Origin of the sequence: Streptomyces vinaceus (genome assembly GCF_008704935.1) — a bacterium.
Classification (GTDB): domain Bacteria; phylum Actinomycetota; class Actinomycetes; order Streptomycetales; family Streptomycetaceae; genus Streptomyces; species Streptomyces vinaceus.
This window is the reverse complement of record NZ_CP023692.1, coordinates 6877840-6891880: the sequence shown is the minus strand read 5'-3', so window position 1 is coordinate 6891880 and position 14041 is coordinate 6877840. Positions and strand designations below refer to the sequence as shown.

Here is a 14041-nt window from a genome sequence, read left to right as displayed (position 1 = left end):
TCGGCGCTGCGCTGGGCGTCAGCGCAGCGCGTCGGTGAGCGCGTCCACGACCCGCTGCTGTTGGGCGGCGGTGATCTGCGGGAAGAGCGGGAGCGACAGCATCCGGTCCGCGGCCCGCTCGGCCTGCGGGAAGTCCCCCCGGCCGTGGCCGAGGTGGGCGAAGGCCGGGGTGAGGTGGACGGGTGCCGGGTAGTGCACTCCCGCGCCGATGCCCTCCGCGTTGAGCTTGCCGACGACCGCGTCGCGGTCTGCGCCGCCGACCCGGACGACGTACAGGTGCCATACGTGCACGTTGCCCTCGGCCGTGACCGGGAGGATCAGGCGTCCGGCGGCCGCCAGATCGGCGAGGAGGGCGTCGTAGCGGGCCGCGGCGGCGCGGCGGGCCGCGTTGCCGTCGGCGAGGCGGGCCAGCTTGGCCCGCAGCACCACGGCCTGGAGGCCGTCGAGCCGGCTGTTGAACCCGGCGACGTCGTGACGGTACTTGGCGATGCCACCGTGGTTGGCCAGGGCCCGTACGAGGTCGGCCTTCTCCTCGTCGTCGGTCACCACGGCGCCCGCGTCCCCGTAGGCGCCCAGGTTCTTGCCCGGGTAGAAGCTGGTGGCCGCGATCCCGCCGCTGCCGGGGGTGCGGCCCTCGCGGTCGGCGCCCTGGCTCTGCGCGGCGTCCTCGACGACCTTGGCGTGCGCGGGGAGCTGCGCGGCCAGCTCCGCCGCGGGGGCGCACTGCCCGTACAGGTGGACGGGGACCACGGCGCGCGTGGCCTTGCCTACCGCGTCGAGCGCGGCCTGCGGGTCCATGAGCAGGGTGTCGGGGAGGCAGTCGACGAGGACCGGGCGGGCGCCGATCCGGGCGACGGCTCCGGCGGTGGCGATGAAGGTGTTGGCGGGCAGCACCACCTCGTCGCCGACGCCCACCCCGCTGGCGCGCAGGGCGAGTTCGAGCGCGTCGGTGCCGTTGGCCACGCCGACGCAGTGGCCGACGCCGGCGAAGGCGGCGTACTCCCGCTCGAAGGCGCGGACCTCCTCACCGCCGATGAAGGCGGTGTCGGCCAGCACCCGGTCGAATCCTGCGCGTAATTCCTGCGCGACCTCGGCGTGCGCCGCCTTCAGGTCCACGAGCGGTATCTGGTTCATCCGACTGTGCTCCCCATCCGTGTCTTCGTGCTCATGGCCGTCTCGGGACCGGTGCCGGTCCCCGGCCCCGTCCGTCTCCCCGGCACCTGGCCGGGCTGCGCGCCGTCGGCCCGCAGCTCGTCGAGGGCCGGGCCCCCCGCCGCGCGCAGCCGGCGGGCGGGGCTGCCGGCCCACACCTCGCCGGGCGGCACGTCGGCCAGGACCGTGCTTCCCATCCCGGTCAGCGACCAGGCGCCGACCGTGGTGTTCTCCCGTACGAGGGCGCCCGCGCCCACGTACGCCCCGCGCCCCAGCCGGACCCCGCCGCCGAGGCGCACCCCGGAGGCGATCGTCGCGAAGTCCCCGACCGTGTCGTCGTGGGTGAGGACCGCGTGCGGCATCACCGCCACGTGCGCCCCGACCCGTACGGCCGCGGTCAGCACGCAGTGCGCGAGCAGTACCGATCCCGGGCCGAGCACCGAGGAGGCGGAGACGGCGGCCGTGGGGTGGACCACGGTCGCGTACCGGTCCTCGGGCAGGGCCAGGCGCCGCACGAGACGGGCCCGTACCGCGTAGTCGCGCGGGCTGCCCACGCAGACCACGACCCGGGCGTCCGGGCTGCGGTGCACCAGCTCGCTGCCGCCCAGCACCGGCACCCCGTCGACGTCCCGGCCGTGCAGGGCCGAGTCGTCGTCCAGGTGGCCGGCCAGCCGCCAGCGCGGGGCGCGGCCGCGCTCCCGGTCGGCGGCGGCCGTGTCCCGTACGGCCTGGGCGGTCTCGCGGGCGAATCCGCCCGCGCCCACGATGAGCAGGCTTTCGGTGGGGGCGGTCATCCGCCCGCCCGTCCGCGGAGCACCGCGACCACCCGGTCCTGCTGGTCCCGGGTCATGGTGTGGAACAGCGGCAGGATCAGCGAGTCGCGGCTGATCCGCTCGGTCACCGGCAGCGGCGCCGCACCGTGCCCGGCGTACGCCGGTTCCAGGTGCGAGGCCATGATCCCGCGCCGGGCCGAGATCCCGGCCTCGGCCAGCACCGCGAGCAGTTCGTCGCGGCCGACGGGGTAGTCCTCGGTGAGCAGCACCCAGTACGACTGGAAGTTGCCCTCGCCGTGACGGGGGTCGCGGACCGGCCGCAGGCCCGGGACACCGGCGAGCGACTGCTCGTACCGGGCGGCCAGTTCACGGCGGCGGGCCACGATCGCGTCCAGCTTGCCGAGCTGCACCAGGCCGACTGCGGCCTGGATGTCGGTCATCCGGTAGTTGTAGCCGACCTCCAGATAGGCCTCGGCGATCGGCTTGCTGCTGGCGTGCCGCTGCGCCGCGGACACGTTCATCCCGTGCTCGCGCAGCCGGCGCAGGCGCTCGGCCCATCCGGCGTCGTCGGTGGTCACCATGCCGCCTTCGCCGGTGGTGATCACCTTGCGGGGGTGGAAGGACCAGGCGGCGAGCAGGGCGCCGTGGCCGACGGACTTGCCGCCGACGGTGGCGCCGATCCCGCAGGCCGCGTCCTCCACCAGCGGGAGGCCCCAGTCGGCGCAGGCCGCGCGCAGGGCGTGCACGTCCGCCGGCACCCCGCCCTGGTGGACGGCGAGGACGGCCTTGGTGCGCGGGGTCCGTACGGCGTCCACGGTCTCGGGGGTCAGGTTCCCGGTGGCCTCCTCGACGTCGGCGAACACGGGGTGCGCGCCGACGTAGCGCACCGCGTTGGCGGTGGCGATGAAGGACAGCGAGGGGACGATCACCTCGTCGCCGGGGCCGAGCTCCAGGGCGATCAGCGCCAGGTGCAGCGCGGTGGTGCACGAGCTGACGGCGATGCCGTGTTCGGCGCCCACCCGCTCGGCGAAGGCCCGCTCGAACGCGGCGACGCGGGGGCCCTGGGCGACCCAGCCCGAGAGCACGGCGGCGGCGGCCGCCTGCGCCTCCTCCTCGCCGAGCCACGGGACCATGACCGGGATGCGGGCGGGGGCGGGTGCGGGGGTGGTCGCGGGGACGGGGGTGGTCGCGGGGACGGGGGTGGTCGCGGGGACGGGGGTGGTCGCGGCGCTCATCGGCCGGCCTCCTCGGCGACGGCGGCCCGCGCGGCCGCGTCCGCCGCGCGCTCGCCGCGCCACCACTCCACCAGGTCCCGCAGCCCGCGGCGCATGTCGATCTCGGCGGTGAAGCCGAGGCGTTCCGAGGCCTGCGAGGTGTCCGCGAGGCGCCGGGTGACCCCGTTCACGGCGCGGGCCGGCCCGTGCTCCGGCGCCATCGCCTCCGCGCCCATGGCCTCCAGCAGTCCGACGGCCAGGTCGCGCAGGCTGGTCTCGGTACCGCTCGCGACGTTGAACACCTCGTCGGTCAGGTCCGATTCGGCGGCGAGCAGATTGGCGCGCGCGATGTCGCGTACGTCGGCGAAGTCCATGGTCTGGGTGCCGTCGCCGAGGATCAGGGGCGGCTCCCCCGCGGTGATCCGCTCCATCCAGCGGATCAGCACCTCGGTGTAGAGCCCGTGGATGTCCATCCGGGGCCCGTAGACGTTGAAGTAGCGCAGCGCGATGTAGTCCAGCCCGTACATGGCGTGGAAGCTGCGCAGCATCCCCTCGTTGAAGGCCTTCGCGGCCCCGTAGAAGGTGTCGTTGTTGTACGGGTGGTGGCGCTCGGTGGTCGGGAAGGTCTCCGCGAGCCCGTAGACCGAGGCGGAGGAGGAGGCGACCACCTTGCCCACCCCGGCGGCGACGGCCGCCTCCAGCACGTTGAACGTGCCGTCCACCAGGACCTCGTTGGCCAGCCGCGGCTCCTCCGCGCACTGGGTGATCCGGATGGCGGCGAGGTGGAAGACCAGCTCGGCGCCCTCGGTCGCCTTGCGTACGGTCTCCCGGTCGCGGATGTCGCCCTCGACGACGTTCACCGCTCCGCTCTTCAGGGCGCGGGCCAGGTTGCCGAGCCGCCCCCGGACGAAGTTGTCGAGCACGACGACCTCGCGCGCCCCGTTGTCCACCAGCTGGTCGACGACGTGCGAGCCGATCGTGCCCGCCCCGCCGGTGACCAGAATCCTCTTGCCTCGTACGCTGCTCAACGCCCTGCCCCTACTGAGTCGGTCGTGGTGTTCCGTGCTGGTGCGCCCGGCGCGGTGTGCACGCCGGGCGAGGTGGTGCGGGTGGCCGATCCGGCGACGGCCGGTGCCGGGGTCAGCGCCCGGTGCGCAGTCCGACGACCGCGCCGCGGAACTCCAGGCTGCGGGAGGCGGCTTCGAGGATGTCGAGCACCTGAAGGCCCGCCCGGCCGTCGGTCAGCGCCGGACGCCGGGTCCGGATCGCGGCGGCGAACTCCTCGACCATGCTGCGCAGGGCCTCCTTCTCGCCGAGCGCGGGCGCCACCATGTCGCCGGTCCGGTAGGAGGCGAGCACGTCGCGGCGCTCGTCCGCGCCGATCTCCTGCGGGGCCGTCATGTCCACCCCGCGGTCGAACACGGCGACGCGCTGCGTGGGGTTGAGGTCGTCCCAGACCAGGGTGCGCTTGGAGCCGCCGACCATCGTCGTGCGGACCTTCACCGGGGACAGCCAGTTGACGTGGACGTGGGCGATGGCGCCGGTGTTGAGCGTGAGGGTCAGATAGGCCACGCAGGACTGGCCGGCGCCGATCGGGTCGGCGCCGTGGGCGGCGACGGCGACGGGGTGGACGTTGTCCGGGAGGATGAAGTCGAGGACGGAGAGGTCGTGGGGGGCGAGGTCCCACAGGACGTCGACGTCCTTCTGGACGAGCCCCAGGTTGATCCTCACCGAGTCGAAGAACTGGATGTCGCCGAGTTCGCCGGAGCGGACCATGTCGCGGATGCGGGCCACGGCCGGGGTGTAGCAGTAGGTGTGGTCGCACATGAGGGTCAGGCCGCGTTCCTCGGCCTCGGTCACCAGCTTCAGGCCGTCCTCGTACGTGGCGGCCAGCGGCTTCTCGACGAGGACGTGCTTGCCGGCGCGCAGGGCGGCCAGGGCGACGTCGAGGTGGGTGCCGGCCGGGGTGGCCACGGCGACGGCGTCGACGGCCGGGTCGGCCAGGACGGCCGCGTAGTCGGAGGTCGCCTGGACGGTGGAGTAGTGGCCGAGCACCTGCCGCGCCCGGTCGACGTTCAGATCGCAGAGCCAGCGGAGCCGGAACCCGGGGCTGGACTGGAAGTTGCGGACGAGGTTGGGTCCCCAGTAGCCCGCTCCGACGACGGCGACGCCTAACGGCTTGGCCGGCCAGGCACCTGCGATCGTGGCCTCGCGCCCCGCACCCTTGGCGGCGTCCTTCTCGGGTTCCTTCTCGGATTCCTTCACAGCGTTCACCTTTCCTTCCGCGCACGCCCTCGGGCGCTATCGACAACCCATGGCCGGGACGCGTGCGAAGGAAGGGGGTGCCGCCGACGGCCTGCGCCGGGGCGCGTGCGCGACCCGTGCGTGACTGCCCAACGGTGATGGCCCCCCACGACCGATGCCCTACGTGTTGCGACGTACTCACGCCCCCCGGCCGCCCGGCGCCCCTCGCACCGGTCCGGCCACGGGCAGGCGGCCTGTTCCCCCAAGCCGTCCTGCCCGCATTTCCCCAACTGCCCTGCTGCCACTGGATTTCCGCGCCGCCGAAGCACGCCGAATCCGGTCGGCTGCGTTCAATCTAGACCACCGGGACTACCCCCGGGGAGAGTTGGAGGAAACGGTCGGCGCGGGTGTTCGAGCGTGCATACTTCCGGGGTGACCAGCATCGTGATCCCGGCCCACAACGAGGGCCGGGTCATCGGCCGACTCCTCGACGCGCTCCTGGCCGACGCCCCCGCGGACGGCCTCGACATCGTCGTGGTGTGCAACGGCTGTACGGACGACACCGCGGCCGTGGCGGGCGCGCGGGGGCCCCGCGTACGGGTGGTGGAGATACCGACTCCCTCCAAACACACGGCACTCCGGGTCGGGGACGAGCACGTGCGCGGTTTCCCGCGCCTGTACGTGGACGCCGACGTGGAGGTCGGGGCGGCCGACGTACGGGCGCTGTCCGGCGCCCTCGCGGCCGATCCGGACCTGCTCGCCGCGGCCCCCGGCCGGGACATCCCCCTGGCCGGGTGCGCCTGGCCGGTCCGCGCGTACTACCGGGTCTGGCAGCGGCTGCCCGCCGTCCGCGAGGGGCTGTTCGGGCGCGGGGTCATCGCCGTGACGGAGCCGGGGCACGCCCGGATCGCCGCCCTGCCGCCGCTGATGGCCGACGACCTGGCCGCGTCGCTGGCCTTCGCCCCGCAGGAGCGGAGCGTGGTCGACACGGCCCGGGTGGTGGTGCATCCGCCGCGCGCCTGGGGGGACTTGATCCGGCGCCGCGTCAGGGCGGCGACCTCCTCCGCCGAGCTGGAGCGCTTCCAGGCCTCACAGGCGCGCGGAAGCGCGCAGGGGGCGCACGCGCCGTCCGCGCGCACCGGTACGGATGATCTGCGCGCCCTGCTGAGGGCCCAGCCCAGCCTGCTTCCGGGGGTGGTCGTGTTCGTGGTGGCGGCGCTGGCCGCTCGGCGGGGGGCCCGCAAGGCCATCCGGTCCGGGGACTTCTCGACGTGGCTGCGCGACGAGAGCAGCAGGCAGGGCTGAACAGCGGCGTACCGCCGAATCCCTACGCACGCCGCCCAGTTGGCCCGTACAAGCATTAGGGTTCCACTCGTACGTACGAGGGACCAGACCGTCGGCACCGGGAGCTCCAGAGCATGTACCTCGCGGACCGCTCCGCGCCCGCCGGCGCGAAGACCGCACCGGACGGCGCCTCCGTCCGGGCCCCCGCGGTCGCCTCGACCGTCCTCGCGCTGGGCGCGGTCAGCCTGATCACGGACGTCTCCTCGGAGATGGTCACCGCGGTGCTGCCGCTGTACCTGGTCGCGGGACTCGGGCTGAGCCCGCTCGGCTTCGGAGCGCTCGACGGCGTCTACAACGGGGTCAGCGCCCTGGTGCAGCTGACCGGCGGCCACCTCGCCGACCGCGTCCGCAACCACAAGCTGGTCGCGGGCATCGGGTACGGACTGTCCGCCCTGTGCAAACCCCTGCTGCTGCTCGCGCACAGCCTGGGCCCGGTGGGCGTGGTCCTCGCGCTGGAGCGCACCGGCAAGGGCCTGCGCACCGCACCGCGCGACGCGCTCATCTCCCTTTCCACACCTGCCGAGTCACAGGGGCGCGCCTTCGGCGTGCACCGCGCCATGGACACCACCGGGGCGCTGCTCGGCCCGCTCGCCGCCTTCTTCATCCTGAACATGGCGGTGGGGGGGTACGACGCCGTCTTCGGGGTCAGCGCGTGCATCGCCGTGCTGGGTGTGGTGGTGCTGATGCTGTTCGTCCCCTCCGCGGAACCGGACGCCGCGCGACCGGACGCCGCGCGACCGCACGACGCGAGACCGGGCGAAGGGAAGCCCTCCGGGGCGAGCCTCCGCGAGGCGGCGGCCCTGCTGCGCCTGCCCCGGCTGCGCGCCCTCGCGCTCTGCGCCGCCCTGCTGGGCCTGACCACCGTCAGCGACGCCTTCCTCTACCTGCTGCTCCAGGACCGCACCGGCATCCACGAGCAGTGGTTCCCGCTGCTCCCGCTGGGCACCGCCGCCGTGTTCCTGCTGCTGGCCGTGCCCGCCGGTGCGCTCGCCGACCGGATCGGCCGCCGCAGCGTCTTCCTCGCCGGGCACGCCCTCCTGCTGGCGGGGTACGGGCTGCTGCTGTGGGCCCCGCACTGGCCGGCCCTGCCGTACCTGGTCCTCGTCCTGCACGGCCTGTTCTACGCGGCCACCGACGGGGTCCTGCCGGCCGCGGTCGGCGCGACGGTCCCGGCGAAGCTGCGGGCCACCGGCCTCGCCGTCGTGGGGACCAGCCAGGCGCTGGCCCGCTTCGGCTGCTCGCTCGCGTTCGGGGCCGCCTGGACCGTGTGGGGCGCCGGTCCGGCGCTCGCCGCCGCGGCGGCCGGCCTGTGCTGCTGCGCGGCCGTCGCCGGCTTCGTACTCCGCCCGGCGGCTGCGGACCCCGCACCCGACCCGGCCCGACTCCCCCGAGGAACCCGATGACCCGCTCCCGCCGGCTGCTCGTACTCGCCGTGGCCGTGCTGCTCCTCGGGGGCCTCGCCGCCGCGCTCGTACTGCGCTCGGCCGCCCGCGCCGAGCAGACGCACGAGGGGGACCCGGCCGTCGCCCAGGGCCCCGTCACGCTGGGCCGACAGGACCGGCTGGCCTTCGTCAACGGCGCCAAGGGGCCGCACCGCGGGGCCCTCGTCTCGGTCCCGGCCCAGGCACCGGAGGCAGAGCGGACCGCCTCGGGCCTCGTCTGCCGGCGCTTCCACGCCGCCGCCGGCACCGGAGTGTGCCTGAACTCCTCGCCGGGCGCGCTCGCCCAGGACAACAAGGCCGTGATCGTCGACTCCGCGCTGCGCCCGCTGCACAGCTTCCCGCTCGCGGGCACCCCGTCACGGGCCCGGGTGGCGCCGAGCGGCCATTTCGCGGCCTGGACGGTGTTCGTCGCCGGGGAGTCCTACGGCGCCGCGTTCTTCTCCACCCGTACGACGATCGTGGACACCCGTACGTGGGCCGTCGAGCCGGACCTGGAGAAGTTCTCCATCGAGCTGGACGGCCGCCCCTACTCCTCGGGGGACGTGAACTTCTGGGGCGTGACCTTCTCGAAGGACGACGACACCTTCTACGCCACCCTCGGCACGGCCGGACAAACGTACCTGGTGAAGGGCTCCATCTCGCGGCGCAGCGTCACCACCCTCGCCCAGAACGTCGAGTGCCCCTCGCTCTCCCCGGACGAGACCCGGGTCGTGTACAAGAAGCGCGTCATGCGCGGGGCCTCGCTGTGGCGCGAGCACGTACTGGACCTGCGGACACTGCGGGAGCAGCCGCTCGCGGAGAAGCGCAGCGTGGACGACCAGGCGCTCTGGCTCGACGACCGCACCGTGGCCTACGCCCTGCCCGCCGAGGGCGCGCCGGACACCACCGACCTGTGGACGGTCCCGGCGGACGGCTCGGGCGCCCCCCGCCTCCTCACCCCCGCGGCTTCCTCTCCGACCCGCCTGGGCTGAACAGGGGCCACCGCCCGGCGCCGCGGCCCTGTCAGGACCGCGGAAGGCCACTGCTCGCCCAGACTCCCTGCTCGTGGACCTGCATCTCAAGGACAAGGTGGCGCTGGTCACCGGAGCCAGCAAGGGAATCGGCCTCGCGGTGACCCGGGCGCTCGCCGGCGAGGGCGCGCTGGTGGTGGCCGCCGCCCGTACGGTGGACGGCCCTCTGACGGAACTGGCCGCCGGCGGGCGGGTCCGTCCCGTGGCGGTCGACCTGGCCACCGCGGACGGGCCCGGGCACGCGGTACGGGAGGCGGTCGCCGCCTTCGGCGGGCTGGACGTACTCGTCAACAACGTCGGCGCCGTCCGGCCGCGGCTCGGCGGGTTCCTGTCGCTGACCGACGAGGACTGGGCCTGGGCCCTGGACATCAACTTCCTGACCGCCGTACGCACCACCAGGGCCGCCCTCCCGCACCTGCTGGAACGCGGTGCGGGGTCGATCGTCACCGTCAGCTCGGTCAACGCCTTCCTGCCCGACCCCGGGGTGATCGACTACGGCGCGGCGAAGGCGGCGCTCGCCAACTTCTGCAAGGCGCTGTCCAAGGAGGTCGGTCCGCGCGGCGTACGCGTCAACACGGTCAGCCCCGGCCCGGTCGAGACGGCGCTCTGGCTCGGGGACCAGGGGGTCGCCGCCACCGTGGCGGGCGGTACGGGGAGTTCGCCGGACGACGTCGTCGCGGGCGCGGCGGCCCGGTCCGTCACGGGCCGCTTCACCCGCCCGGAGGAAGTCGCCGATCTCGTCCTCTTCCTGGCTTCCGACCGGGCCGGCAACACCACGGGCTCCGACCACACCATCGACGGCGGGCTCATCACGACCCTCTGATCCCTGCGACGGGCCGGGGGGCAAGCGCGCCCGCCGGGGGCTACGGGACAGCCCTCAGCCCCCGCAGGTGAGGGCCTCCTGGGACCTGCCACCGCCGCCCCGGTCCATGGGCTCCCTCGGCGGGCGGCTCAGCATGCCGCTCTCCGCGGTGAAACGGGGGAGGCCCTCGCGGAGCGCCGGAGCGCCGAACAAGGCGACGTGCAGCAGCAGGCGCGCCGGCTCCGCTTCCGTCGGCCGGCGGGTTCCCTGCTGCTCCCCGCGCAGCTGGGCGAGGAGTGCGGCGCCCCGGCCGGTGCGCCGGGTCCACGGCCACAGCAGCAGGGCCACCGCGTCCGCGAGCAGCCCGAGCAGCAGCAACGGCCCGAGCGGCGTCCCCGCGCCGGCCGAAGCCGCCACCGGCGCGGCGGCGAACACCGGGAGCAGCGCCGCCCCCGCCGCCAGCCGGCGCCCGCACGTCAGCAGCAGCCCGTCGAGCGCGAGGCGCCCCGCCAAGGCCGCCGTCGCCTCCCGCACCCGGTCATTGCGTTCCAGCCGCCGGGGGTGCAGCCGCCCTTGAAGCACCCGGTACAGGGCCCTGGCCACGTCCGAGCACCCCGTGGGGGGCTTGGTGGGATCGCGGCGGAGCGCCTGCCGCCAGGCCGGCTCCACCGAGCCGACGAGGTACAGCTCCACCGACGCGGTCTGCACCGCTCCCCGTACGCCCCCGCGCAGCAGCGCCGTCTCCACGGGCGTCAGCGGCTGCCGGGCCGGATCGCGCAGCGGCCGCCGACCGGGCGGGAAACGTAACGCGGCGGCGGTCGCCAGCAGCACGGCCAAGGCCACAGCCACGGCCGAAGACACTTCGGTGATCATGATCTCTGACCCGCTCCCCCGGGTCCGCCCCCTGCGGACCCGTCACCGAGGCTACCTCCGCCCGGGTCAGGTGAGGAGCTTCGCCTTGGCCTGCTGGAACTCGGCCTCGGAGAGGGCGCCCTTGTCCTTCAGCTCGACGAGCCGGGCCAGTTCGTCCACGTGCGATCCGCCGGCGGCGGGCGTGGCGGCCGTCTTGCGGATGTAGTCCTGGAGGGCGGCCTCGTTCTCCTTGGCCGCCTTGACGTCCCGCTGGGTCATGCCCTTGCCGCGGGCGATGACGTAGACCAGTACGCCGAGGAAGGGCAGCAGGATGACGAAGATCAGCCAGCCCGCCTTGCCCCAGCCGCTCATCTCGTGGTCCCGGAAGATGTCCGTGACGATCTTGAACAGCAGGAACAGCCACATGATCCACAGGAAGAACCAGAGCATGCTCCAGAAGACATTCAGTGCCGGGTAGTCGTCCATGGACGCCTCCTTCAGACGGGCCCCATGCCCGCGATCAGCAGTATTGGCTCGCCCACCGGCTTCCGCATGTCGAGCGGCCCCGCAGGGCCTCCCCGTTGCCCGCCCGTACGGCGCCCCCACCGAGGTCCTGCCCCCGTACGCCGCGGTCCGCGGCGCTCACCCGTTCGGGTTCCCCGGCTCGCCGGGGAACCCGAACCGGGATCGCGTGGGGCACGCGCTACGTCGCCACGCGCGGACGAGCGGCGCGGACCACCGGACTCCCCCGTAGGCACTCACGCCGACTCGGCGGCCACCCGGCCGGAGGCCACCGCCTCCACCAGCGCCCCGTGGTCGCGCTCGTTGCGGTCGGCGTAGGCCTCCGCGAACCGCACCAGGGCCCGGTCGAAGACCTCGCTCCTGCCCAGGTAGGCGGCGATGGCGATCCGGTCCCCGGAGCGGGCGTGCGCCCGGGCCAGCGTGCGGGCGCACACGTCGCCGAACACCTTCATCCCGCGCGGAAGCATGAGCGCCGGCTCAAGGCTGCCCTTCCAGTCCCGCAACTGCCTCAGGTAGAAGTCCCGTTCCCGCCCGTCGATCCCCTGCACCCGGTGCCAGCCGAGGAAGATGTCGCTGGCGGCCTGCATGAGACGCTGCCCGGCCACCACCCGCTCGCCCTGCGTGACCTGCTCGCAGGGCCCGGCGTACGGGGCGAGGACCGACTCCCCCGCCTCCTTGGCCTGGAGGATCAGCGGGTCGCCGTCGTCCCGTCCCAGGAGCAGGATGATCCAGCACCGGGTGCCGACGCTGCCGACGCCGACCACCTTGCGCGCCATGTCGACGACGGTGAACTCCCGCAGCAGATGGCGCCGGTCGGTCGACAGGGTCTGCCCGTACTGGGCGACCAGATCGCGGATCTGCTCCTCCAGCGCGCTGCGCTCCTCGTCCGGCAGCAGCTCCGAGAGCGGCGTGACCAGCGGCGGCAGTGACGTGAACCGGCGCTCCCCGGCGACCGTCTCGGTGAGCTTCCCGGCGGCCTGGACGCTGTCGCGGCCGCGCGCCTTCTCCAGCACCTCGGCCAGCTGCTTGCGGCCGCGCGAGCGCAGTTCGGTGGATGCCAGCGCGCGCAGCTGCTCCGCGTCGATCCGCGCGTACCAGACGTCGAGGTTGCCCATCGTCGCGTAGAGGCGCATCTGCTCGCGGTAGGACCTGCCCGCGGACTGGACGATGACGGCGCGCTCGCGCTCGCTGAACCCGTTCTCCCTGCCCGCGACGGCGAGGCTCACGGTCAGCCGTTTGACGTCCCATTCCCACGGTCCGGGGAGCGTCTCGTCGAAGTCGTTGACGTCGAACAGCAGGTTCCGCTCAGGGGAGCCGAGCAGGCCGTAGTTCAACATGTGGGCGTCGCCGCACAGTTGGACCCGCAGGCCCGAGTCGGGTGTGCGGGCCAGGTCGGCGGCCATGACGGCGGCCGCGCCCCGGTAGAACCGGAACGGCGACTCCACCATCCGCCCGTAGCGGATCGGCACCAGGTCGGCCACCCGGCCGGCCGACTGCCCTTCGAGTACGTCCACCGGATCCTGCCGCTTCGCGGGCGGCTCGAACTCCCCGTGGCTTGATCGGGGGGCTTTGCGCCGGGCGGCCCGGCCGCGTTCGGCACGCTCCTCGGCGGACAGTCGGCGTATGTCCTTCTCCGTGCTCGCGGCATGCCTTGCCATCGCGGTGCACCTCCAGGCCGCACCCCCTGCTGCCCAGCATGACACTCCTGGCCGGGCGCTGCCGTACGGCGGGACGGCGCGCCCGGGGCCGGCGTTCAGTCCGGCCGGGGCGCCTGCGGGTCCGGGAGCGGGCTGCCCAGCCGACGGGCCAGGAACGGCTCCTGCGCCAGGACGGCGCCGATGGTGATACCGCAGGCGACGGCCACGCACAGCACGATGAGCCACGACAACAGGACGAAGACCGAGCCGGCCGAACCGTATTCGCCGAGGGCCCGGTTGAGGGCGCGCGGCATGTAGAAGACGGCGGTGACCGACAGGGCGCTCATCGCACCGGCGGTGAGCAGGGCACCCGGCAGCAGGGGCAGCCAGGGGACGAGGCGGCCCAGCAGGAGGTGCTGGGTCCACCACCACACCACCGCCTGGAAGGCGAACGTGAGGGGGATGCCCAGCCAGAGGCCGACGCCGAACCCGCTGCGCACCGGTTCCTGGACGACGAGCAGACAGATCCATCCGGCGATCCACGCGAGCCAGCGCCAGACGGCGATCCGCACCCCGCTCCTCGGTATCTCCCAGGCGCGTTTGCACAGTCTCTGCATGGCGCGGCTCACGGCGGTGGCCGACAGCAGCACCATGACGGAGCCCACGACGCTCACCGCGCTCTGGAGTTCCTTGTCGGAGCTGTTGAAGACCGCCTGCACCTGGTCGCTCGCCGCGCCGCTGAGCCCGAACACGGCGCGGATCGACGCCGCCATCTGCTTCCGTACGCCCTCCGGGGCGAGCGACGCGACGACGAAGACCAGGGGGACGGCGGTCAGGAAGCACTGCGCGGCGAGCCGCGTCGCGGAGTCGAAGATGTTCACCGACACCATGCGCTCCGCGATGTGGGTGATCACCGGGAACCGGGTCTCCGCCCGGCGCTGGAGCCGCCGGGCGGCGACCGTGGCGTTGCGCGAGCGGGTCCGCCACCGCGTGGCGCGCGAGGCGGCGCGGGTGGGCTTCCCGGAAGCCGCGCGCTTGCGGGGCTGCAT

General features: G+C 74.0%; 13 protein-coding genes. 4 read left to right on the top strand and 9 right to left on the bottom strand.

Annotated features, from left to right (window positions below; genetic code table 11):
- Nucleotides 1–18 precede the first annotated feature (18 nt).
- From CP980_RS31085 to CP980_RS31060, 5 genes are all read right to left on the bottom strand, one after another.
- Nucleotides 19–1134 (bottom strand): DegT/DnrJ/EryC1/StrS family aminotransferase, encoded by a 1116-nt coding sequence (locus tag CP980_RS31085; protein ID WP_150529618.1) that lies wholly within the window; start codon nucleotides 1132–1134, stop codon nucleotides 19–21.
- Nucleotides 1131–1946: a NeuD/PglB/VioB family sugar acetyltransferase gene (locus tag CP980_RS31080; protein ID WP_150529617.1), complete on the bottom strand. Its 816-nt coding sequence runs from the start codon at nucleotides 1944–1946 to the stop codon at nucleotides 1131–1133. The genes CP980_RS31085 and CP980_RS31080 overlap by 4 nt, the downstream gene beginning before the upstream one ends.
- Nucleotides 1943–3160, bottom strand: coding sequence for a DegT/DnrJ/EryC1/StrS family aminotransferase (locus CP980_RS31075; protein ID WP_208834792.1), 1218 nt, complete (start codon nucleotides 3158–3160; stop codon nucleotides 1943–1945). The genes CP980_RS31080 and CP980_RS31075 overlap by 4 nt, the downstream gene beginning before the upstream one ends.
- Nucleotides 3157–4167 carry an SDR family NAD(P)-dependent oxidoreductase gene (locus tag CP980_RS31065; protein ID WP_132759996.1) on the bottom strand — a complete coding sequence of 337 codons (1011 nt, stop codon included), beginning with the start codon at nucleotides 4165–4167 and terminating at the stop codon, nucleotides 3157–3159. Before CP980_RS31065 ends, CP980_RS31075 begins: the two co-directional genes overlap by 4 nt.
- Before the next feature lie 112 nt (nucleotides 4168–4279).
- A complete protein-coding gene (locus CP980_RS31060; protein WP_229907011.1) occupies nucleotides 4280–5413 on the bottom strand; it encodes a Gfo/Idh/MocA family protein in 1134 nt (377 codons plus the stop codon).
- Nucleotides 5414–5815: 402 nt separating this feature from the next.
- Here CP980_RS31060 and CP980_RS31055 point away from each other — a divergent pair, with 402 nt between their 5' ends.
- From CP980_RS31055 to CP980_RS31040, 4 genes are all read left to right on the top strand, one after another.
- Nucleotides 5816–6688, top strand: coding sequence for a glycosyltransferase family 2 protein (locus tag CP980_RS31055; RefSeq protein ID WP_150529616.1), 873 nt, complete (start codon nucleotides 5816–5818; stop codon nucleotides 6686–6688).
- 113 nt (nucleotides 6689–6801) lie between these two features.
- Nucleotides 6802–8130 (top strand): MFS transporter, encoded by a 1329-nt coding sequence (locus CP980_RS31050; protein WP_132759994.1) that lies wholly within the window; start codon nucleotides 6802–6804, stop codon nucleotides 8128–8130.
- Nucleotides 8127–9140: a TolB-like translocation protein gene (locus CP980_RS31045; protein ID WP_150529615.1), complete on the top strand. Its 1014-nt coding sequence runs from the start codon at nucleotides 8127–8129 to the stop codon at nucleotides 9138–9140. The genes CP980_RS31050 and CP980_RS31045 overlap by 4 nt, the downstream gene beginning before the upstream one ends.
- A 73-nt stretch (nucleotides 9141–9213) precedes the next feature.
- The gene (locus tag CP980_RS31040; protein ID WP_132759992.1) at nucleotides 9214–10002 is read left to right on the top strand and encodes an SDR family NAD(P)-dependent oxidoreductase; all 789 of its coding nucleotides are present in this window, start codon (nucleotides 9214–9216) and stop codon (nucleotides 10000–10002) included.
- Between the two features lie 54 nt (nucleotides 10003–10056).
- Here CP980_RS31040 and CP980_RS31035 read toward each other — a convergent pair whose 3' ends face one another.
- From CP980_RS31035 to CP980_RS31020, 4 genes are all read right to left on the bottom strand, one after another.
- Nucleotides 10057–10854 carry a TIGR04222 domain-containing membrane protein gene (locus tag CP980_RS31035; protein ID WP_150529614.1) on the bottom strand — a complete coding sequence of 266 codons (798 nt, stop codon included), beginning with the start codon at nucleotides 10852–10854 and terminating at the stop codon, nucleotides 10057–10059.
- A 66-nt stretch (nucleotides 10855–10920) separates the two neighbouring features.
- Entirely contained in the window at nucleotides 10921–11319 is a 399-nt protein-coding gene (locus tag CP980_RS31030; protein WP_132759990.1) for an SHOCT domain-containing protein, read from the bottom strand.
- Between the two features lie 272 nt (nucleotides 11320–11591).
- Entirely contained in the window at nucleotides 11592–13013 is a 1422-nt protein-coding gene (locus CP980_RS31025) for a DUF2252 domain-containing protein (RefSeq protein ID WP_150529613.1), read from the bottom strand.
- A 95-nt stretch (nucleotides 13014–13108) separates the two neighbouring features.
- Nucleotides 13109–14041, bottom strand: coding sequence for a YhjD/YihY/BrkB family envelope integrity protein (locus tag CP980_RS31020; protein ID WP_150529612.1), 933 nt, complete (start codon nucleotides 14039–14041; stop codon nucleotides 13109–13111).